This window comes from Aeromonas molluscorum (assembly GCF_051376105.1).
GTDB lineage: Bacteria > Pseudomonadota > Gammaproteobacteria > Enterobacterales > Aeromonadaceae > Aeromonas > Aeromonas molluscorum.
The window spans coordinates 87,748-107,539 of sequence record NZ_JBPQCY010000002.1; the positions used below are offsets into that span (position 1 = coordinate 87,748).

The window sequence follows — 19,792 nt, forward strand, 5'->3', positions numbered from 1 at the left end:
GAAAACCGGAGCCCGAGCTCCGGTTTTTTTATGGTAGCTGTCACAAGCGCGGGTCAGTCGCGTGCCGTTGATGCGCGCTCGGCCAGCACGGCGACTAGCTGGAGAGCAGTACCCGGGCCGAGCTGGCCGGTATGGTCAGTTGCAACTGGCCCTTTACCACCTCGAACTTGTCGCCGTTGAAGGCATCGGTGAAGCGGCTGGCCGGGCTGGCCGTCTGCCACAGGGGCAGGCTGATGGTGCGCGGCTCGCTCGGATGACGGTTGCAGGCGACCACTACCTGATCGCTTTGCAGGGTACGGGCGAATACATAACTATGGGCACCCGCATACAGGGTCTGGATGTCGCCCCGGCGCAGGGAGGGACGCTGACGGCGGATCTGGGTCAGGCGGCGGTAGTGCTCATGCAGCACATGGTCCCAGGTCGTGCTGTCCCAGGGGAAGCAGCGGCGGCAGTCGGGGTCATTGCCCCCGGACAGTCCCACCTCGTCGCCATAGTAAATGCTGGGCGTGCCAATGTAGGTGAGCAGCAGGGTGGCGGCCAGCATCATGCGCGATCTGTCCTCGCCGAGCAGATGCAGGAAGCGCGCCGTGTCATGGCTGTCCAGCAGGTTGAACTGGGCGAGCTGGTTCTTGAAGGGGACATGGGCCCTGGCCAGTTTGAGCCAGGTGTCCAGCTCGGCGGCGCTGATCCGTATGGGGTGGTAGGCGATGTCCTGCCCCGCCAGAAAGGCGCGGATCGGGTGGGCGAAGCCATAGTAGTTCATGGCGCCATCCTCCTGATCCCCCTGCAGCCACTGGCTCGCCTCGAAGAAGTGCTCGCCGAGCACATAGGCCTCCGGGTTCTCCTGCTTGAGGGTGTGGCGAATGGCGCGTACATGGCCGGGGTTGCCCTCGGCGGTGCCGCGCTCCCCCAGCATGTGAATGACGTCGAAGCGCCAGCCATCTATCTGATACGGGGGGCGCATCCAGTAGCGCAAGATGGCGTCCTCGGCGCGGTAGACGGCGTCCTGCACCTGCTCGCTTGCAAAATCCAGCTTGGGCAGGCTGCGGATCCCCTTCCAGCTCACATAGTCCCCCTCCTGATCGAAGGTATAGAACTTGCGAAACGCCGAGTCAGGATTGCCCATGGCCCCCTGAGGCGGACAGAACCAGGGGTGCTGGGTCGAGGTGTGGTTGACCACGGCATCCAGGATGATGCGCATGCCGCGCTGACGCAGGTTGCGGGTCAACTCGGCCAGCCGTTCGTTGCTGCCCAGATGGGGATCGACCCTGTGGTAGTCCTGGGTATCGTACTTGTGATTGCTCGGCGAGGCGAAGATGGGGTTGAGGTAGAGCGCCGTCACCCCGAGGGACTGCAAATAGTGGAGCTTGCCGTCTATCCCCGCCAGATCGCCGCCATAGAACTCGCTGCTGGCGGTGCCTTCCCCCTGCTGGCTGACCGGCTCGCCCCAGGCCTTGCTGATCACCGCCTTGCCGCCGTACTCGTATTCGTGATGGCGCACGCTCAGGGAGGGGTCGCCGTTACAGAAACGGTCGGGGAATATCTGGTAGAACACCTGATCCTGCACCCAGCTGGGGGGCTGGTGGCGGACGTTGAAGCGAAAGTGCTGCTCGCGGGGCGGCACGGCGGGGCTGATGCCGGCACCGTGCAGCCACCATTGACCCTCGTCGGTCAGGCACTTGAAGCAGTAGAGCTGCAGATCCTGGCTCTGGGCCAGGGGCAGTCTGACCTGCCATATCTTCAGCCTGTCCCGGGTCGCGACCGGCGTCATGGCCAGCAGGTACTCCTCGTTGTCCGGCTCGTGGCGCAGCCAGATTTCGCGAATGGGGGCAGCCTGCTCGCAGAACAGGGTCAGCAGCAGGGAGTCGGATCCTTCCTGAAACCAGGGGGCCGCCTGAGGGTGAAACAGAAACGGGATATCTTGGGTCATAGGCTCATTGGGTCAGGAGTTCGGCGAGGGCATTGCCCTGTTCGTGGAGCGTTTCGAGCTGCGTCGCCAGTTGGCTGACGTCCAGCCCCAGGGGCTTGGCCAACTGGGTCGGGAAGCGGGCTATGATGGTCTGGGCCGGAACGCCGGCATGCCAGGCAAAGGAGATGAACACCGCCAGCCGGATCAGCAGGGCGTCACGGCTGACGGGCTGATGGGCAAGGGGGTCGAGTTGCTGGTCGATGGCGACCACGAAGGCGGGCGCCAGCTGCCAGCGCCGGGCCAGCTCGGCGCCGAGCTGGGCATAATCGTAACCCAGCATCTCGCGCTGGGCATCGACCCGGCTGCTGCCCTGCTGCACCGCCAGATGGATAAGCTCGGCCTCTTCGGGCAGGGCACTCTGGATCAGCAGCTCACCAATGTTGTGGATGAGGGCGCAGGTGAAGGCGGTCTCGGGATCCATCTCCTTGGCTTGCTGGGCCAGGATGCGGGCTATGGTGGCGACCTGGAAGGTCTCGGTCCAGAAGCGGTGCTTGTCGAAGCTGGGGGGGGCCTTGAAGCTGCCAATGATGCTGGATGCGACCACCAGGGCGCGCAGGCGGTTGAAGCCGAGCCGGATCACCGCCTGCTCGATGGAGGTGACCTCTTTGCCCCGGCACAGGGCGGCGGAGTTCGCAAGGCGAAGTACCTTGACGCTGATCACCTGATCCATGGCGATCTTGGCGGCTATCTTGTCGATCTGGGCATTTTCATCGCCGAAGCTCTGCATCAGCTCGTGAAGCAGCTGGGGTATGGTGGGCAGTTGCTTAATCTTGTCAAACAGGTGATCCATCGACATGGGGGCCGCCTCCGTTGCGTGCACTGCCCATATTGTGCCACATACTAGGACCTTGTTCCTGATGCGCAGTCCATTATTACGCGACGGCGATACCCTGGCCTTGTGTCCGTTCAGGGCGCCGCTGTGGTGGCGAAGGCCGCGTTCAGTAGACCCAGTCCCGCAACTTGTACTCCAGTCGGTGCCGTTTTCCCTGCAGGATCAGCCGCTGGGTGTCGCCTTCCAGGGTGGCCCCCTGTTGCAGGGTGTCGAGCACCGCCTGCTCTATGGTGTCGAGGGGCGCCAGGCAGGCCATGCTGGTGCTGCCCAGATTGTTGACCTTCAGTCGATCACCCTTGAGGCGGCCCTGGCCGAAATAGCGGTTGCAACCGGCGATGCCGTTGACGGTGAAGTGTTCGCCTATCTCGAGATCCGGTCTGTTGCGGGCGGGTACTGTGATGGGCTGGTCATCCAGTTTGTCCAGCACCCAGTGGTGGTGCATGAGATCCTGGCGGCTCAACTGGGGGGCCGAACTGCAACCGCCAAGCAGTAGCAGGGCGAGCACCAGCAGCAAAAATCTGTACATGGGAGGGCTCCGGTAGTGAGTGCCCTAAGGATAGCGTCAGCGAGCAGGTGGGGGCAGGGGCACAGGGCGCGCCCCCGACCGCTTCTGTCGCCCCGAGACGCCGCAAGCACCTCTCATGACGGGATTGGTGTCGATAGCAGCCCAGTCAGGCGCCACTGGCTGGAAAAAGAGGCGGTGACCCCGGGGTCGCCGCCTCTTCTTGCTTTTTTGCCGCTGCGGGACTGAGCGTCAGTTGGGTCAGGAACCAAACAGGCGCTCGGCGTAACGGGCTAGGCCGGATGCGACCGAGCCGAAGTCATCGCCGCCATCTACCGGGATAGCGGGCAGTTTGGCGTTGATATAGGCCTTGATGAGGGGGGAGCGGGCGCTGCCTCCGGTGACGAAGACGCGATCCGGCACTATCCCGGCGGCGGCAATGGCTTCGTCCATCAGCTCCCCTATCTTCTCCAGCAGAGGAGCTGCGGCCGTTGCCAGCTGATCCCGGGTCAGATCGGCGTGCAAGTCCCGCTCCAGCTCGGTCAGCGGCTGCTGGCAGCTCTCCTGGTCGGAGAGGCTGATCTTGCCCTGCTCGGCGCGCCAGACCAGCTGGTGGCTGAGTTTATGGGCCCGCAGCCTGGCAAGGCGTGCCAGCTTGCTGCCGGGCTTGCTGTCGAGCTGCAACTCTTGCAGGGATCTTGCCGTTTCCAGGCTGTAGAAGCGACTCTGGGCGCTGACATCATTGATGGCGGCTGCATCCCAGAACAGGGGATGGGGCAGCGGTTTGCCGGTCTTGAGGGTTTCGTGCATGCCGAGCAGCGGCATCATGCCCTCGACCGTGAGGCGGATATCGAAGTCGTTGCCGCCGATGCGTTGGCCACTGTGGCCGAGCAGATCGCTGCTGCGGTCCAGCCTGTCTCGATAGCCGGGGCCCATGCGCAGCATGGAACAGTCGGTGGTACCACCACCGATATCCACCACCAGTACCACGGCATCCTTGCTGAGGCGTGCCTCGAATTCGAAGCCGGCGGCCACGGGCTCATAGAGGAATTCCACCTGCTCGAAGCCAGACAGTCTGGCGGCCTCGCTCAGGATGGCGATGGCCTGGCGGTTGCTCTCCTCCCCTGCCAGTCCCTGGAAGTTGACCGGGCGACCTATCACGGCGCTGCGCACCGGCTGGCCGAGCTGCTGCTCTGCCTCTTGCCGCACGTGCAGCATCATGGCGCAGACGATGTCTTCAAACAGAGCTATCTGAGGCGGTTTGAGGCCGTAGGCACCGAGGAAGGACTTGGGCGACTTGATGTAGTAACCCTCGTCCGGGGCTTCCAGATAGCGCTCCAGGGCTGCACCACCGAAGCTGAGTTCGTCAATCAGCCCCTCGTCCCGCATCTGGCGGCGTACCGACTGGGCACGCTGCACCACCGGGCCGCGCAGCTTGAGGTAGCTCTGTTGCTGCGTCGGGGAGAGCCCTTCGGCGAGCAGACCGGCGATGGCATCCCTGTGTGGAGCGTGCAGGGTAGAGGGCAGGTAGTGGGAGGCGCCGAGGGACAACAGTCTGGGGCTGCCTTGCTCCATCACGGCGACGGCGCAGTTGGATGTGCCGTAATCGAATCCGATAATCATGGGCGGCGGGCTCCTGTCTAAAAAGGGGCCGGACAGCCTAACGAATTGCGCCGACTCTCACAAGTCGGCGCTGGATATTAGAAAGGGCGGGGCTAGCTTGCCAGAGGCGAGCCGGGTTCAGGCATCGACCTCGTTGGGGCAACTGCCGTTCTGCTCGATAGCCTGGAGATTGCCGAGCGTGGTGTCGGCGATGGCATGCAGGGCTTCACGGGTCAGGAAGGCCTGGTGGCCGGTGAAGAGCACGTTGTGGCAGGCGGAGAGGCGGCGGAACACATCATCGGTGATCACCTCGTTGGATTTGTCTTCGAAGAAGAGATCCTCTTCTTCTTCATAGACATCCAGACCCAGGGCGCCGATGCGAGAGGTCTTGAGGGCCTCGATGGCGGCATTGGCGTCGAGCAGGCCGCCCCGGCTGGTGTTGATGATCATCACCCCGTCCTTCATCTTGGCGAAGGCCTCCTTGTTCAGCAGGTGGTAGTTATCCTTGAACAGCGGACAGTGCAGACTGATGACGTCTGACTGGCGCAGCAGGGTGTCGATGTCCACGTACTCGGCCCCCAGATCGATGGCGGCCTGATTCGGATAAGGGTCGCTCACCAGCAGGCGCATGCCAAAGCCCTTGAGGATGCGCAGGGTGGCGATGCCGATCTTGCCGGTGCCGACTATGCCCGCGGTACGGCCGTGCATGTTGAAGCCAACCAGCCCTTCCAGGGAGAAGTTGGCATCGCGGGTACGCTGGTAGGCCTTATGGATGCGGCGGTTGAGGGTCATCATCAGACCGACGGCGTGCTCGGCAACCGCCTCGGGGGAGTAGGCGGGTACCCGCACCACTTTCAGGCCAAGCTCCTTGGCGGCGACCAGGTCGACGTTGTTGTAACCGGCGCAGCGCAGGGCGATCACCTTGGTGCCATATTGGGCCAGTTCGGTCAGCACTTCCCGGTCGGCGTCATCGTTGACGAACAGGCAGACCACGGGGAAGCCATGGGCGAGGCGCGCCGTCTTGGCTTCCAGTCGCACATCGAAATATTCCAGTTCGAAGCCGTACTGGTCGTTGGCCTGGTGAAAGTGTTCCTTGTCGTAACTCTTGGTACTGAACAGGGCGACGCGCATCGTTGAATCTCCAACTTGGGTTATGTGGTTAATTTACAACAAGGATGCGGGCGCAGCACCTGAAACCGGCGCCAACTTGCCTCGTTCGTGAGCGGCTGGTCGTCATGGCGATGAAAACTAACCAGACAATCTCGCAGGTGTTGCACCGGGCGGCAACACGCCGGACTTACTCCACCTCCACCGGTGGGCGGAAAGTCATCTCATGCATCACCACATCATCCGGCAGGTTGAGCAGTTGGACCAGGGTGCGCGCCACGCTGGCGGGCTGCATGTATTGCGGCCTGGCCTGGGCACGAAAGCCGGTATCTGTGCCACCCGGGTAGAGAGTTGTGACCTTGATGCCATAGGGCTGGGCCTCCTTCATCATCACCTGACTCAAACCGGCAAAGCCTTGCTTCATGGCGGTATAGACCCCCATGGTTTCGCTGCTGCGCTTGGCAACCGTGCTCACCACGTTGATCAGGTAGCCCTGGCCGCGAGGCTGCATCGACTTGAGCGCCTCCCGTGCCAGCAGGTAGGGGGCGCGCAGATTGATGGCGTATTGCAGGTCGAACTCCTCCAGAGTGGTATCGACCAGGGGGGCCTTGCGGGTATTCATGCCGGCGTTGTTGATCAGCACGTCTATGGGGCCAAGGGCCTGTTCGGCGCTGGCGTAGAGGGCGAGCAGGGCGGCGGGGTCGGCCAGATCCGCGGTCTCCCCCAGGCAGCCAGTCTCTTGCTTGAGGCGGGTGAGGGCCTCCTGGTTGCGTCCGGTGGCAAAGACCCGGTAACCCTGCCGGGTCAGTTCTTCCACCAGGGCATAGCCTATGCCGCTGGTGGCGCCTGTCACCAAGATGGTCTGGTACATCTGCAACTCCATATTCTGTTTAACAATCAGGTTTGGCATCGGGGAGTTCCCTGTGGCAAGGCAGTACCTTATCCCCAGGGCATGATGGGTACGGCGCTGACCGCGCTCTTGTAGGAGCCGTCGATCAGCTTGGTGCTGTAGGTGAGATAGACCAGGCTGCCCCGCTTCTTGTCAAAGAAACGCACCACTTTCTGCTCCTTGAACACCAGAGACGTGTTGACGTCGAATACCTCCTCCCCCTGTTTGAGCTTGTCCGGCACGGCAATGGAACCGGTCTGATGGCAAGAGAGCGAGGCGTGGGAGGGATCCTCAGCCAGACCCAGGCCTCCCTTGACACCGCCTGTCTTGGGACGAGCCAGGTAACAGGTGACGCCGGCGATATCCGGGTCATCGAAGGCCTCGATCACTATCTTGTGATTGGGCCCGAGCAGCTTGAAGGCGGTGCTCACCTCACCGACGGTATCTGCTTTGCCATGGGCCAGGGCGGGCAGCAGCAGGGCGGTAGCCAGCAGAGTGTTCAGGAAACGCATGTATTTCTCCAGATCGGCATCAATAGCGGATGTGCAGCCGTCGATAGAGACTCGCCGGCAGCCAGGCGGGCCCGATCAGCAGGTACTGCAAGTCGGTGAAAAAGGCGGGGCGCTTGTCCTCGAGGCGATGGCCGACAAATTGGGCCAGCCAGCACAGCACAAATCCCCCTAGTGCCCAGGGCCAGAGCGGTGCAGGGCCCGGTTGGCAGAGCCAGAGGCCGAGGGCGGTTAGCAGTGTCATGCCGAGAAAGAGTGGCAACAAGAGGCGCAGGCAGCAGAGCAGCACCGGGATGGCGACCAGCATGACCCAATCGAGGGGGCTGGCCGAGGGCCTCTTGGCAGCGACCAGAGTAGCGCCAGGCAGCACAGATAGATGCACTGCCAGCTTGTGAATAGCGACATTGATCGGCTGGGTGTGGCGCTTGGCGTATTCGGCAAACCAGGTTTCCATCGATTTCATGAGCGCGGCTCCTTGCCGGTCGTCCGTTGCCCGTCCCGATACTGGACGTTTGCTGATGACGTCGTTATTGGCCCTGGACCGGGGGATAGTCCCAATACTGGGCAGGTATGCTGCGCAGCAAGGGGGTCATGTCCGGGTTGGCCAGCTTGATGGTAGTGCGATTGGCCAGATTGGCGCTGGCCAGGGCGGTGCGAATGGCCGGGTTCTCCCGGAAAAAGCGCATGAAGCTGCCATCGGCGTAGGCGGATTCCAGCCCCCGGGTCAGGGCCTTGGCCAGCTTGGGGTATTGGGGGCTGACAAAGAAGAACTCGGCGAAGGGGTAGCGGATCAACAGGTGTTGCTCTACCACCAGATTTGGATATTGGCTCGTTAGCTCTCGCTGTTCGGCGAAAATCTCCACCAGGTTGCGCGGGAAGAAGTCGAGCCGGCCCCCGTCATTCATCAGGCGAAATAGATTGGTGAAACGGGTCATGTAAGTGGGAATGCCAGCGGCCTGATAGATCTTGTTGTCGGCCCAGCCGATGCCTTGGGCCGCACGCATTTTCTTGAGCTGCTCGAGAGTCTCTATCTGGCTGAACTTCTCCTGATCCTTCTCGTGGATGAAGGAGAGCCTCAGCCCTTCCAGGCCACGAAACAGCGGCACGGGCACCGCCAGCAGAGCAGACTCCAGGGCGCTCGAGGTACCCATCCAGAACACATTGATGGTCTTGCCGGTTTTGAGCTGCTGTTGCAGGGTGAACTGGTTCAGATCGACATCGACCTGCTCAATCTTGAATGCTTGCCCCGAGTGGCGCAGGGCCATATCCAGCAGCTTGAGCTGATAGTCACCATCGAGGTGGTTGATGGGGCGCCTGGGGATCTTGACCACGAGATCTTGCGCCTGGGCCAGCAAGGGCAGGCACAGACACAGGGTGATGAGCCATTTCACGGTCTGCTCTCCTGAAGAGTCTGGGAAACTGTCCGGAGTCTAACAGAATAAAGGGCCATCGCCTCGTGTGGGGCGCTAACTGGCTGGTGGGCGATGGATGGAGACTGGCGACGGGCACCGGATGGCAGGGAGGGGAAGAGGGCAAACAACCCGGCCCCGGTGCATGACCTGGGCCGGGCATATATCAAGCGACGCGGCGGAAGACGTGAGTGTCGTTGAATTCCTTGGTGCTCTGGCATTCGACGCAGTAACGGGATTCCGGGCGGGCATGCAGGCGCTTGAGAGAGATCTCGTCGCCGCAGGACTCGCAGTAGCCGAAGTCGCCCTCGTTGATGCGACGGATGGCTGCCCTCAACTTGCGCAGGTGCAGCTTGTCGTGCTCGATACGGTTGAGCTCCAGGCGGCGGGCCTCTTCGATGCTGGCCCGGTCAATTTCATCAGCCATCTCGTTGGTATCAGTGGCGATGGCCTGGCTGGCCTGGGAGTTGAGGCGCTCTTCGAGTTCTGCAATTTGCGCCTCCATCTGTCCCTTGTAGTAGGCCAGTTGGTCTTTTGTCATGAAATCACACATAAGGTTTACCAGTCAGTTACTAACCCAATTTTCCGTAGTTATGGGGGCGGTCTGCGCGCAGTCCAAGCCCTGTGTCCTCGATTTACCACTGTTGTCGATGAAAAGCGTGTAAATCAGGGCGGGCCTTGTACCAAAAAAACGGCAGCAAGCAAAGCCCGGTGAACGAGGAGTGTGCGCCTTTGCAAATAATCGGTGGCGAGAAGACGGGTTCTGACTGAGCACGAGGCGTTGCGACGATCCTTGTCGGTGCAGGTTAGAGCCTGGGATTTGACTGGTATGAGTGTTTAGTATTTCGTATCGACATGGTCATTATCCAGACCGTTATTTATTGTTTTTTAAACAGAGCTGCTTGACAGACGCCATAACGGCGGGCTTTTATGGAGTCGGAGATTACATATCTGCAACAGGGGTGTTCCATATATTAGACACCCCTGCCAATGGCAACCGTCAAGTCGGGGTTTAACATGGACAGTATCAAGGGTTGGATGGATGCCAACCGAATCACGGAAGTGGAATGTCTGATACCGGATTTCACCGGCAACGCCCGGGGGAAGATAATTCCGGCCAGCAAGTTTCTGCGTGAGGGTGGCATGCGCCTGCCCGAAGTTATTTTCATCCAGACAGTGACCGGGGACTACCCGGATGACGACAGCATGATAGACCCGCTGGAGCGGGACATGCACCTCTTCCCCGACCCCAACACCATACGTTTCGTGCCCTGGGCGCTGGAGCCCACCGCGCAGGTGATCCACGACTGTTTCGACACCAGCGGCAACCTGATCGACATAGCGCCACGTTCGGTATTGCGCCGGGTGCTCTCCTGCTTCGACAAGCAGGGCTGGAAACCCGTGGTTGCACCCGAACTGGAGTTCTATCTGGTCAAGCGCAACGAAGATCCTGACTATCCCCTGGTGCCCCCCATTGGCCGCAATGGCCGTCCGGAGACAGCCCGCCAGTCATTCAGTATCGATGCGGTCAACGAATTCGATCCCATCTTCGAGGACATGTACGACTACTGCGAGGCGCAGAATCTGGAGGTGGATACCCTGGTTCACGAGTCCGGTGCCGCCCAGATGGAGATCAACTTCCTCCATGGGGATGCCATCGAGCTGGCCGATCAGGTGTTCCTGTTCAAACGCACCATGCGTGAGGCCGCGCACCGCCACGGCATCTACGCCACCTTTATGGCCAAGCCAATGAGCGACGAGCCGGGTTCGGCCATGCATATCCACCAGAGTCTGGTTGATAGCGAGGGGCGCAACCTGTTTGGCACCGAGAATGGCGGCAACACCGAACTCTTCCTGCATTTCATCGCTGGCTTGCAGAAATACACGCCGGCCGTGACGGCGCTGCTGGCACCGAACGTCAACTCCTACCGCCGCCTGACTTTCGGTGAGAGTGCGCCACGCAACGTGCAATGGGGGGTGGAGAACCGCACCTGCGGACTGCGGGTTCCTTACTCGGACGCCAATGCGCGTCGGGTCGAGAACCGCTTCGCCGGTGCCGATGCCAACCCTTATCTGGCTCTGGCTGCCACCCTGGCCTGCGGTTTTCTCGGCATGCAGGAGAAGCTCATGCCCCTGCCCGAGATGAAGACCAGCGCCTATGACTTGCCCTATAGCCTGCCGCGCACTCTGGAGGAGGCCCTTAGCCACCTGGAACATTGCGATCCCATCAAGGAGATGCTGGGTGAACGCTTCGTCGAGGCCTTCGTTGCGGTCAAGCGCAAGGAATACGAGACCTACTTCGGGGTGATCAGTCGCTGGGAACGTGAATTCCTGCTGTTGAACGTCTAACCCCACACATCAAGGGGAGGCCGACAGGGTCTCCCCCGCTCATATCGAAGGAACCGAGGAGCAATTCATGTCGAATACCAAAGCGTGGCAGCAACAAGACGCCAGCCACCATCTGCACCCCTTTACCCATTTTCAGGCCCTGAACCAGAAAGGCAGCCGCATCATCACCGGGGCGCAAGGGGTCTATCTCGAAGACTCCGAAGGGCACAAGATCCTCGATGGCATGGCGGGTCTCTGGTGCGTCAACATGGGTTATGGCCGCCAGGAACTGGTGGACGCGGCCACCAAGCAGATGCAGCAGTTGCCTTATTACAACCTCTTCTTCCAGACCAGCCACCCGCCTGCGGTGCAGCTTGCCACCCTGCTGGCCGAGGTGACGCCGGCCCACCTCAATCGCGTCTTCTTCACCGGGTCTGGCTCCGAGTGCAACGATACTGTGCTGCGCATGGTGCGTCACTATTGGGCGAGCCTGGGGCAACCGGACAAGCAGGTGATCATCAGCCGCCATAACGCCTACCACGGATCCACTGTGGCCGGTGCCAGCCTGGGCGGCATGTCTGGCATGCACGCCCAGGGCGGTCTGCCGATCCCGGGCATAGTGCATATCGATCAGCCCTATCACTTCGGTGAAGGCCAGGGCATGAGCCCCCATGACTTTGGGCTGGCACGGGCTCGCCAACTGGAAGAGAAGATCCTGGCGCTGGGGGTGGACAAGGTGGCGGCCTTCATCGGTGAGCCTATTCAGGGCGCCGGGGGCGTCATCATTCCACCGGACAGCTACTGGCCCGAGATCCAGCGTATCTGTGACAAATACGGCATCTTGCTCATCGCCGACGAGGTGATTTGCGGCTTTGGCCGGACCGGCCATTGGTTTGCCAGTGAGGGATTTGGCATCAAGCCCGACCTGATGTGTCTGGCCAAGGGGATCACTTCGGGCTACCTGCCCATGGGGGCCGTCATGGTCGGCGACAGGGTCGCCAAGGTATTGATCGAGCAGGGCGGCGAGTTCAATCACGGTTTCACCTACTCGGGTCATCCGGTTGCCTGCGCCGTGGCCATTGCCAATATCCAGCTTATGCAAAGTGAAAGCATAGTTAAGCGGGTGCATGATAGTATCGGCCCCTATTTGCAGCGTCGCTGGAGCGAACTGGCTGATCATCCCATCGTCGGGGAAACCCGGGGCAAGGGCTTGGTGGCCGCGCTGGAAATAGTGCAGGACAAGGGGACAAATGCTCGCTTCCCGGCCTCGGCCAATGCGGGTATGACCTGTAGAGAGTTCTGCTTTAACAATGGCTTGGTGATGAGGGCTGTCGGCGATACCATGATCATATCGCCCCCCTTGGTGATCACCGAGGAACAGGTTGATGAATTGGTCGATTTGGCCAGGCGCAGTTTAGATCTGACGGCAGAGAGGCTGGCAGGTTAATCGAGCCCTGGCCCGATTGCCGTGCGCATACATTTGCTTAGGAGACAAGGATGATGTCTTTCAAAACAGGAATGCTGGCCGCCTCCATGGCGCTGGGTCTGTTCAGTGCCGGTGCCATGGCCGATGACAAGGTGCTGCACGTCTACAACTGGAGCGACTACATAGGGCCTACCACCCTGGAAGACTTCCAGAAAGAGACGGGCATCAAGGTCATTTATGACGTGTTCGACAGTAATGAAGTGCTGGAAGCCAAGCTGCTGGCAGGGAGTTCCGGTTACGATGTGGTCGTGCCGTCCAACCCTTTCCTGGCCAAGCAGATAAAGGCGGGCGTATTCCAGAAGCTGGATAAGACCAAGCTGCCGAACTGGAAGAATCTGGACACCTCTTTGCTCAAGGCTCTGGAGCCGAGCGATCCGGGCAACCAGTACTCTATCCCTTATCTGTGGGGCACCATCGGCTACGCCTACAACATCGACAAGGTGAAGGCTGCGCTGGGTGCGGATGCGCCGGTTGACTCCTGGGACCTGGTGTTCAAGCCAGAGAACATGGCCAAGCTGAAAGAGTGCGGCGTCTCCTTCTTGGATTCGCCGACCGAGATGCTGCCAGCCGCGCTGAAATACCTGGGCTACAAGCCCGACAGCCAGGACAAGAATGAGCTGAAGAAGGCCGAGGAGCTGTTCCTCTCCATTCGCCCTTATACCGCCTATTTCCACTCCTCCAAGTACATCTCGGATCTGGCCAACGGCAATATCTGTGTGGCCGTCGGCTACTCGGGTGATTTGCAACAGTCCAAGTCCCGGGCGATTGAAGCCAAAAATGGCGTCAATCTGACCTATGTCATCCCGAAAGAGGGGGCTGGTAGCTTCTTTGACATGCTGGCCATTCCGGCAGATGCCAAAAACGTCGAGTCCGCCCATGTGTTCCTCAACTACCTGATGAAACCCGAGGTGATTGCCAAGGTTTCCGATGCGGTCAGCTATCCGAGCGGCAACAAGGCCTCCGTGCCCCTGGTTTCCGCCGAGATCCGCAACGATCCGGGTATCTACCCAAGCGACGAGACCCTGGCGAAGATCTACACCTTCCCGGATCTTCCCGCCAAGGTGCAGCGTGTCATGACCCGCAGCTGGACCAAGATAAAGTCCGGCAAGTAACCGCAATACCCCTCCCGGTCTGCCGTTTGGCCGGGAGGGTACCCACTCAGGTGGGCAGACGACCGTATGGATGCGGAACCTCTCTTCCAAGGACATAAAGGAGTTAAGACGTGCACATTTCCAAGATAATGACGATGACCCTGACACTGGGGTTGGCAAACGCAGCACTGGCCCAGCCGGTGGTGCATTTTTACAACTGGTCTGACTATATCGGTGAGACCACCCTCAGTGACTTCCAGAAGGCGACAGATATCGAGACCGTCTATGACGTCTTTGATTCCAACGAAACCCTGGAAGGCAAGCTGCTGACAGGGCGCACCGGTTACGATCTGGTGGTGCCGTCCAACAATTTCCTCGCCAAACAGATAAAGGCCGGCGCTTTCCAGACATTGGACAAGTCCCTGCTCCCCAACATGGTCAATCTGGAACCGACTCTGATGCACCAGCTTGAGAAGGCGGATCCGGGTCACCTGTATGCGATCCCTTATCTGTGGGGCACCAATGGCATTGGTTATAACGTCGACAAGGTGAAGCAGGTACTGGGGGTCGACAAGATAGACTCCTGGGCGATGCTCTTCGAGCCGGAAAACATCAAGAAGCTGACCCAGTGCGGTGTGGCTTTCCTCGATTCCGCCGACGAGATGATCCCGGCCGTGCTCAACTACCTCGGCAAGGATCCCAACAGTCACGAGTCCGCCGACATCAAACTGGCGGAGCAGAAGTTGCTGGCGGTACGTCCCTATGTCACCTACTTCCACTCTTCCAAGTACATCTCCGATCTTGCCAACGGCAACATCTGTGTCGCCGCCGGTTTCTCGGGTGATGTGCTGCAGGCGGCCTCTCGGGCCGAAGAGGCGGGCAAGGGCATCAAGATCGCCTACAGCATTCCCAAGGAGGGCGGCAACCTCTGGTTCGATATGCTGGCGATCCCCACCGATGCCAGCAATGTGAAAGAGGCCCATGCCCTGATCAATTATCTGCTTACGCCAGAGGCGATAGCCAAGGTGAGCGATTATGTGGGCTACGCCAACCCCAATGCCAAGGCGGGACCTTTCATGGATGAGAGCGTCCGTGACAACCCGTCCGTGTATCCCCCTCAGGATGTGCTGAAGCGGCTCTATGTGCAGGAGGCACATCCCCGCGCAGTACAGCGCCTGATGACCCGGAGTTGGACCAAAATCAAGTCCGGGACCTAACCTTGGCGCCCGCTTGGGCGCCAGTTGTTTTTATGGATTGACCCTCTGGTCACTATTTCAAGTCGGGAGTGAGTGGTAATGGCAATAGCCTCCAGCGCCTATAAGAAAGCCCTCGAGGGCAGCCAGCAACCCAAAGAGGTGCTGGTAAAAATAGACAGGATCAGCAAGCAGTTCGATGAGACCCTGGCGGTCGACAATGTCTCGCTGACCATCAACAAGGGCGAGATCTTTGCCCTGCTCGGCGGTTCCGGCTCGGGGAAATCCACCCTGTTGCGGATGCTGGCAGGCTTCGAGCGCCCAACTGAGGGGCGGCTCTTCCTCGATGGGGTCGACATCACCGACATGCCGCCCTACGAGCGTCCGATCAATATGATGTTCCAGTCCTACGCCCTGTTCCCGCACATGTCGGTGGCCCAGAACATCGCCTTCGGCCTCAAGCAGGACGGTCTGGCCAAGGCCGAGATTGACGCCCGGGTCGAGGAGATGCTCAAGCTGGTGCAGATGAGCCAGTATGCCAAGCGCAAACCCCATCAGCTCTCGGGCGGCCAGCGTCAGCGGGTCGCCCTGGCCCGCTCTCTGGCAAAACGCCCCAAGCTGCTGCTGCTCGATGAGCCTATGGGGGCACTGGACAAGAAGTTACGCTCTCAAATGCAGCTCGAGCTGGTGGAGATCATCGAACGGGTGGGGGTGACCTGCGTCATGGTGACCCATGATCAGGAAGAGGCCATGACCATGGCCGAGCGCATCGCCATCATGCACCTGGGCTGCATCGAGCAGATTGGCAGCCCGAAAGACATCTACGAGACCCCGGTCAGTCGGCAGGTGTGTGAGTTCATCGGCAACGTCAATCTGTTTGATGGCTTGCTGGTGGCGGATGAGCAGGACCATGCCATCATCGCCTGTGCGGATCTGGAGCAACCCATCTATGTGGGTCACGGCATCAGCTCGCGCGCCGAGAACAAGAAAGTCTCCTACGCTCTGCGCCCCGAGAAGCTGCTGATGAGCAGTCAGAAGCCAAGCGAGCTCGAGCATCCCGACTTCAACTGGACCAAGGGAGAGGTCTACGACATCGCCTATCTGGGCGGTCATTCCGTTTATCACATCCAGCTGCCCTCGGGCAAAATTGTGCAGGCCTTCATCGCCAATGCCGAACGTCACGGCAAGCGGCCAACCTGGGATGACCAGGTGTTCCTCTACTGGGAAGATGACAGCGGCGTGGTATTGCAATCATGACCCCACTGAGACGACTCAAGCGGTTAGGGGGCCGCCAGCTGGTGATCGGCATCCCCTTCTTCTGGCTGTTTCTCTTCTTCCTGCTGCCCTTCATCATAGTGGTGAAGATAAGCTTCGCCGAAGCGGACGTGGCCATACCTCCTTACACAGACGTGGTGAGCTGGGCCGATGATCAGCTCACCATCTTGCTGAATCTGGGCAACTATGTGCTGCTCGGCGATGATGATCTCTATCTGGCGGCCTATCTGGGATCGCTCAAGATGGCGTTCTTCAGCACCCTCATCTGCTTGCTGGTTGGCTACCCCATGGCGTATGCCATCGCCCGGGCCAGCAAGGAGAATCAGACGGTACTGCTGCTGTTGATCATGATGCCGACCTGGACTGCCATCCTGATCCGGGTTTATGCCTGGATGGGCATTCTTAGCAACAATGGCCTGCTCAACGGTTTCTTGATGAACATGGGGCTCATCAGTGAACCCATCCAGATCCTCAATACCAACCTGGCGGTTTATATCGGCGTGGTTTACTCCTATCTGCCCTTCATGATCCTGCCGCTCTACGCCAACCTGGTGAAGCACGACATGAGTCTGCTGGAAGCCGCTGCCGACCTGGGTTCGAGCGACGTCAACAGCTTCTGGAAGATCACTGTGCCGCTCTCCAAGAACGGCATCATTGCCGGCTGCATGCTGGTGTTCATTCCCGTGGTGGGCGAGTTTGTCATCCCCGAACTGCTCGGCGGTCCCGAGACCCTGATGATCGGCAAGGTGATGTGGCAGGAGTTCTTCAACAACCGTGACTGGCCCGTAGCCTCGGCCCTGGCCGTAGTCATGCTGGTAGTGCTGATCATTCCTATCATTCTGTTCAACCGTAACCAGGCCAAAGAGCTGGAGGGCAAGGCATGAAGCGCATCAATTTTCCTAGCCTGATGCTGGTGCTCGGCTTGCTGTTTATCTACCTGCCCATGCTCATCATGGTGATCTACTCCTTCAACGCCTCCAAGTTGGTGACTGTCTGGGGAGGCTGGTCCCTGAAGTGGTATTTTGGGCTGCTCGAGAATACCCAGCTGATGACGGCCGTGATGCGCTCTCTGGAGATCGCCTTCTACACCGCCATCGCCGCGGTGGCATTGGGTACCCTGGCCGCCTTCGTGCTGACCCGCATTGCCAACTTCAAGGGGCGTACGCTGTTTGGCGGCATGGTTACGGCCCCCCTGGTCATGCCTGAAGTGATCACCGGTCTGTCGTTGCTGTTGCTGTTCGTGGCCATGGCCCAGCTGGTTGGCTGGCCTGCCGAACGCGGCATGATGACCATCTGGATCGCTCACACCACCTTCTGTACTGCTTACGTGGCTGTGGTGGTGTCGGCGCGGTTGCGGGAGCTGGATCTCTCCATCGAGGAGGCGGCCATGGATCTGGGTGCCAAGCCCTGGAAGGTGTTCTTCCTGATCACCATCCCCATGATTGCTCCTTCGCTGGCCGCCGGTGGCATGATGTCGTTCGCCCTGTCGCTGGATGACCTGGTGCTCGCCAGCTTCGTCTCCGGGCCTGGCTCCACTACGCTGCCGATGGAGGTATTCTCTGCGGTGCGCCTGGGGGTCAAGCCGGAGATCAACGCGGTGGCGAGCCTGATATTGCTCTCCGTCTCCATCTTCACCTTCACCAGCTGGTTCGTGATGGCCCGGGCCGAGAAGCGGCGCCGGGCGGAAATCTCCCAGATGCTGCAGATGCAGTCGGTGACCTGAGTCTGATAAGATCCGCATTCTCTCGTCAATCAGGAGGATGAGAATGCGGATTTCCCTCTTCAGTGGTCATGGTGCCGAGCTGGCTCCCGGTCTTGTCAGCGCAATCCACAAGTCAGCGGTGATGGACGACGTTTTTTGCTCCTTTCTGGGGCTGAGCGGCGACGAGCAGACCGATACTCGCCATCACGGCGGCATCGAGCGCGCCCTGCACTACTACCCCGCCGAACATTATTCCTGGTGGCAGACCTGGCAACAGGCCATGGCGCTTTCCGAGCCCAATACTCCCTGGCAACCGGCTGCCTTCGGTGAAAATATCTCCGGGGTTGGTTTGACCGAAACCGATGCCTGCATCGGTGATGTCTATCGGCTCGGTGAGACTCTCATTCAGATCAGCCAGCCGCGATCTCCCTGCTTCAAGCTCAACCTGCGGTTTGGTTATGCCCAGCTCTCCCAGGTGATGCAGCTCAGTGGTCGCTGTGGCTGGCTGCTGCGGGTGTTGGAGGAGGGGGTGATAGTACCGGATGCCGAGTTGATCCTGGTCGATCGCCCCTATCCTGCCTTAAGCGTGAAGCGCTGCGCCGACATACTGTTCAATCAGGTGCGCAATGAAGATGATCTGCTGCTGCTCACCGAGACTCCGGCACTGTCTCCCGGTTGGCGGCAGCATGTGGCCCATTGGCTGGAGCATGGCACTGTCGCCGACTGGCGCCGTCGTCTACTGGGGCCGGAAGCGTTTCGCCCTGTGATATAAGCATTGCTGGGATGACTCGGCTGACCGAGATGTGCCTGTTTGGACAGGGTGATGACGCACAACGCCCATCGTGCAATCATTGAGCTAACCATGGCTTTTTTGTACGTTAACTGAAAAAAGACTTGTGCCTAGTGCGGGCTTTAGGTAAATTCTTGCCCCGCAGACATCGGTGTGTAGCGCAGCTTGGTAGCGCACTTCGTTCGGGACGAAGGGGTCGGAGGTTCGAATCCTCTCACACCGACCATATTTAGAAAAGGCCGCTCAATAGAGCGGCCTTTTCGCATTCTGTCATTCGGCAATGTTCCACTTGGCCCTCGGTATGGCACTCGCAACCCTGACCCTCCCTTCATCTTTGCCTGGCGTGAAGAAAAAGTAGGGCCACCGCTCGGTGGCCCTGGGTGAGACCTGTGGTAGATCCCGTGATCTTTCAGATTTTAACTCGCTCACTATGGGTCTTGTCTATGGTGCCCTCCTTGCGCGTCAGGCGCTCACTCAGATATGCCAATGGCTGTGCTGCAACGCCTTGAAGCTGTGTTGTGGTTGCAGAGCCGCGTGTTTGGGATACTCACTGATGAAGTGTTCAATGCCTTCCATCAGTCGCATCCGCAACGAAGAAACGGGCTCGTGCCAGGCTTGCAGACAGAGGTGACCGGGGATCAACAAGGCTTGGTATTGCTCCTTGAGATCGTCGGGCCAAGGCTCTATACCGGAACTGGGATGCAGTAAATAGTGGGCGGCAGGGGCGCGGGCATAAATGAACTGAACATTGGCCAAATCGCGTTGGCATAGCGTTTGACTGCCGATATGGCAAGTCAGATAGCGTCCTGTGTTCAGATCCAGAAAGTGACCACGTTGCCGACAGGGGACGATGCGGTACCAGGGCAGTTGAGCATCCGGGGCATAGCCCAGAAGCTCCTGTTCAAGCCAGTGGCGACACTCGGGTGTCTGCACCTCATTGCACATGGACTCAAGTTGCTGCAACAAGACACTGGGTGATGCAACTGCCAGACTCGCACTCATCTCCTTCTCCCTTTTGCATGACAATCCCGACTTCCAGTATGGACCCGATGATGACGAGAGGGAGGGGAATCTAATGATTAAAAATGGATTAGCAGCGCTGTTTTTA

The 19,792-nt window shown here is 59.8% G+C and carries 19 protein-coding genes and 1 tRNA gene; 9 read left to right on the top strand and 11 right to left on the bottom strand.

The annotated features are described in order from the left end of the window. Window positions 1–94: 94 nt before the first annotated feature. From malZ to ACSMDR_RS11055, 10 genes are all read right to left on the bottom strand, one after another. Window positions 95–1,930 (bottom strand): maltodextrin glucosidase, encoded by a 1,836-nt coding sequence (gene malZ, locus ACSMDR_RS11010; RefSeq protein WP_436468298.1) that lies wholly within the window; start codon window positions 1,928–1,930, stop codon window positions 95–97. 4 nt (window positions 1,931–1,934) lie between these two features. Beyond that, on the bottom strand, window positions 1,935–2,765 hold the full coding sequence (locus ACSMDR_RS11015; protein ID WP_436468299.1) for an HDOD domain-containing protein: 831 nt from the start codon (window positions 2,763–2,765) through the stop codon (window positions 1,935–1,937). Window positions 2,766–2,907: 142 nt separating this feature from the next. After that, window positions 2,908–3,327, bottom strand: a complete 420-nt coding sequence (locus ACSMDR_RS11020; RefSeq protein ID WP_005890603.1) for an META domain-containing protein — start codon at window positions 3,325–3,327, stop codon at window positions 2,908–2,910. A 237-nt stretch (window positions 3,328–3,564) separates the two neighbouring features. Next, a complete protein-coding gene (gene yegD, locus ACSMDR_RS11025; RefSeq protein ID WP_436468300.1) occupies window positions 3,565–4,926 on the bottom strand; it encodes a molecular chaperone in 1,362 nt (453 codons plus the stop codon). 117 nt (window positions 4,927–5,043) lie between these two features. Continuing rightward, entirely contained in the window at window positions 5,044–6,036 is a 993-nt protein-coding gene (locus ACSMDR_RS11030) for a 2-hydroxyacid dehydrogenase (RefSeq protein ID WP_436468301.1), read from the bottom strand. 166 nt (window positions 6,037–6,202) lie between these two features. Beyond that, the gene (locus ACSMDR_RS11035) at window positions 6,203–6,883 is read right to left on the bottom strand and encodes an SDR family oxidoreductase (protein ID WP_040318778.1); all 681 of its coding nucleotides are present in this window, start codon (window positions 6,881–6,883) and stop codon (window positions 6,203–6,205) included. A gap of 68 nt (window positions 6,884–6,951) precedes the next feature. Next, on the bottom strand, window positions 6,952–7,413 hold the full coding sequence (locus ACSMDR_RS11040; protein WP_436468302.1) for a CreA family protein: 462 nt from the start codon (window positions 7,411–7,413) through the stop codon (window positions 6,952–6,954). Between the two features lie 19 nt (window positions 7,414–7,432). Then, entirely contained in the window at window positions 7,433–7,873 is a 441-nt protein-coding gene (locus ACSMDR_RS11045; protein WP_436468303.1) for an Mpo1 family 2-hydroxy fatty acid dioxygenase, read from the bottom strand. A gap of 64 nt (window positions 7,874–7,937) precedes the next feature. Then, complete coding sequence (locus ACSMDR_RS11050; RefSeq protein ID WP_436468304.1) at window positions 7,938–8,801, bottom strand: hypothetical protein; 864 nt, start codon at window positions 8,799–8,801, stop codon at window positions 7,938–7,940. Between the two features lie 184 nt (window positions 8,802–8,985). Next, complete coding sequence (locus tag ACSMDR_RS11055; protein ID WP_436468305.1) at window positions 8,986–9,372, bottom strand: TraR/DksA family transcriptional regulator; 387 nt, start codon at window positions 9,370–9,372, stop codon at window positions 8,986–8,988. Window positions 9,373–9,836: 464 nt separating this feature from the next. Between ACSMDR_RS11055 and ACSMDR_RS11060 the strand changes: the two genes are divergently transcribed. The 9 genes from ACSMDR_RS11060 to ACSMDR_RS11100 all read left to right on the top strand — a co-directional run bounded on the left by ACSMDR_RS11060 (window position 9,837) and on the right by ACSMDR_RS11100 (window position 18,910). Continuing rightward, window positions 9,837–11,168, top strand: a complete 1,332-nt coding sequence (locus ACSMDR_RS11060; protein WP_005890618.1) for a glutamine synthetase family protein — start codon at window positions 9,837–9,839, stop codon at window positions 11,166–11,168. A gap of 67 nt (window positions 11,169–11,235) precedes the next feature. Beyond that, the gene (locus tag ACSMDR_RS11065) at window positions 11,236–12,594 is read left to right on the top strand and encodes an aspartate aminotransferase family protein (protein ID WP_436468306.1); all 1,359 of its coding nucleotides are present in this window, start codon (window positions 11,236–11,238) and stop codon (window positions 12,592–12,594) included. A 53-nt stretch (window positions 12,595–12,647) separates the two neighbouring features. Next, window positions 12,648–13,745: an extracellular solute-binding protein gene (locus ACSMDR_RS11070; RefSeq protein ID WP_005890622.1), complete on the top strand. Its 1,098-nt coding sequence runs from the start codon at window positions 12,648–12,650 to the stop codon at window positions 13,743–13,745. A 134-nt stretch (window positions 13,746–13,879) separates the two neighbouring features. Continuing rightward, window positions 13,880–14,941, top strand: a complete 1,062-nt coding sequence (locus ACSMDR_RS11075) for a polyamine ABC transporter substrate-binding protein (protein ID WP_436469310.1) — start codon at window positions 13,880–13,882, stop codon at window positions 14,939–14,941. Between the two features lie 78 nt (window positions 14,942–15,019). Then, a complete protein-coding gene (gene potA, locus ACSMDR_RS11080) occupies window positions 15,020–16,174 on the top strand; it encodes a polyamine ABC transporter ATP-binding protein (RefSeq protein ID WP_436468307.1) in 1,155 nt (384 codons plus the stop codon). After that, window positions 16,171–17,076: an ABC transporter permease subunit gene (locus tag ACSMDR_RS11085; protein WP_005890627.1), complete on the top strand. Its 906-nt coding sequence runs from the start codon at window positions 16,171–16,173 to the stop codon at window positions 17,074–17,076. The genes potA and ACSMDR_RS11085 overlap by 4 nt, the downstream gene beginning before the upstream one ends. Then, window positions 17,073–17,915, top strand: a complete 843-nt coding sequence (locus tag ACSMDR_RS11090) for an ABC transporter permease subunit (protein ID WP_005890628.1) — start codon at window positions 17,073–17,075, stop codon at window positions 17,913–17,915. The genes ACSMDR_RS11085 and ACSMDR_RS11090 overlap by 4 nt, the downstream gene beginning before the upstream one ends. Before the next feature lie 43 nt (window positions 17,916–17,958). After that, on the top strand, window positions 17,959–18,666 hold the full coding sequence (locus ACSMDR_RS11095) for an MOSC domain-containing protein (protein ID WP_436468308.1): 708 nt from the start codon (window positions 17,959–17,961) through the stop codon (window positions 18,664–18,666). A gap of 167 nt (window positions 18,667–18,833) precedes the next feature. After that, window positions 18,834–18,910, top strand: a tRNA-Pro gene (locus ACSMDR_RS11100). A 248-nt stretch (window positions 18,911–19,158) separates the two neighbouring features. Here ACSMDR_RS11100 and ACSMDR_RS11105 read toward each other — a convergent pair. Continuing rightward, on the bottom strand, window positions 19,159–19,686 hold the full coding sequence (locus ACSMDR_RS11105; RefSeq protein WP_436468309.1) for an AbiTii domain-containing protein: 528 nt from the start codon (window positions 19,684–19,686) through the stop codon (window positions 19,159–19,161). Between the last annotated feature and the right edge of the window lie 106 nt (window positions 19,687–19,792).

Coding starts and splice junctions, on each gene's coding strand:
- malZ (WP_436468298.1), bottom strand. CDS start 1,930: ATGACCCAAGATATCCCGTTTCTGTTTCACCCTCAGGCGGCCCCCTGG.
- ACSMDR_RS11015 (WP_436468299.1), bottom strand. CDS start 2,765: ATGTCGATGGATCACCTGTTTGACAAGATTAAGCAACTGCCCACCATA.
- ACSMDR_RS11020 (WP_005890603.1), bottom strand. CDS start 3,327: ATGTACAGATTTTTGCTGCTGGTGCTCGCCCTGCTACTGCTTGGCGGT.
- yegD (WP_436468300.1), bottom strand. CDS start 4,926: ATGATTATCGGATTCGATTACGGCACATCCAACTGCGCCGTCGCCGTG.
- ACSMDR_RS11030 (WP_436468301.1), bottom strand. CDS start 6,036: ATGCGCGTCGCCCTGTTCAGTACCAAGAGTTACGACAAGGAACACTTT.
- ACSMDR_RS11035 (WP_040318778.1), bottom strand. CDS start 6,883: ATGTACCAGACCATCTTGGTGACAGGCGCCACCAGCGGCATAGGCTAT.
- ACSMDR_RS11040 (WP_436468302.1), bottom strand. CDS start 7,413: ATGCGTTTCCTGAACACTCTGCTGGCTACCGCCCTGCTGCTGCCCGCC.
- ACSMDR_RS11045 (WP_436468303.1), bottom strand. CDS start 7,873: ATGAAATCGATGGAAACCTGGTTTGCCGAATACGCCAAGCGCCACACC.
- ACSMDR_RS11055 (WP_436468305.1), bottom strand. CDS start 9,372: ATGTGTGATTTCATGACAAAAGACCAACTGGCCTACTACAAGGGACAG.
- ACSMDR_RS11060 (WP_005890618.1), top strand. CDS start 9,837: ATGGACAGTATCAAGGGTTGGATGGATGCCAACCGAATCACGGAAGTG.
- ACSMDR_RS11065 (WP_436468306.1), top strand. CDS start 11,236: ATGTCGAATACCAAAGCGTGGCAGCAACAAGACGCCAGCCACCATCTG.
- ACSMDR_RS11070 (WP_005890622.1), top strand. CDS start 12,648: ATGTCTTTCAAAACAGGAATGCTGGCCGCCTCCATGGCGCTGGGTCTG.
- ACSMDR_RS11075 (WP_436469310.1), top strand. CDS start 13,880: ATGACCCTGACACTGGGGTTGGCAAACGCAGCACTGGCCCAGCCGGTG.
- potA (WP_436468307.1), top strand. CDS start 15,020: ATGGCAATAGCCTCCAGCGCCTATAAGAAAGCCCTCGAGGGCAGCCAG.
- ACSMDR_RS11085 (WP_005890627.1), top strand. CDS start 16,171: ATGACCCCACTGAGACGACTCAAGCGGTTAGGGGGCCGCCAGCTGGTG.
- ACSMDR_RS11090 (WP_005890628.1), top strand. CDS start 17,073: ATGAAGCGCATCAATTTTCCTAGCCTGATGCTGGTGCTCGGCTTGCTG.
- ACSMDR_RS11095 (WP_436468308.1), top strand. CDS start 17,959: ATGCGGATTTCCCTCTTCAGTGGTCATGGTGCCGAGCTGGCTCCCGGT.
- ACSMDR_RS11105 (WP_436468309.1), bottom strand. CDS start 19,686: ATGAGTGCGAGTCTGGCAGTTGCATCACCCAGTGTCTTGTTGCAGCAA.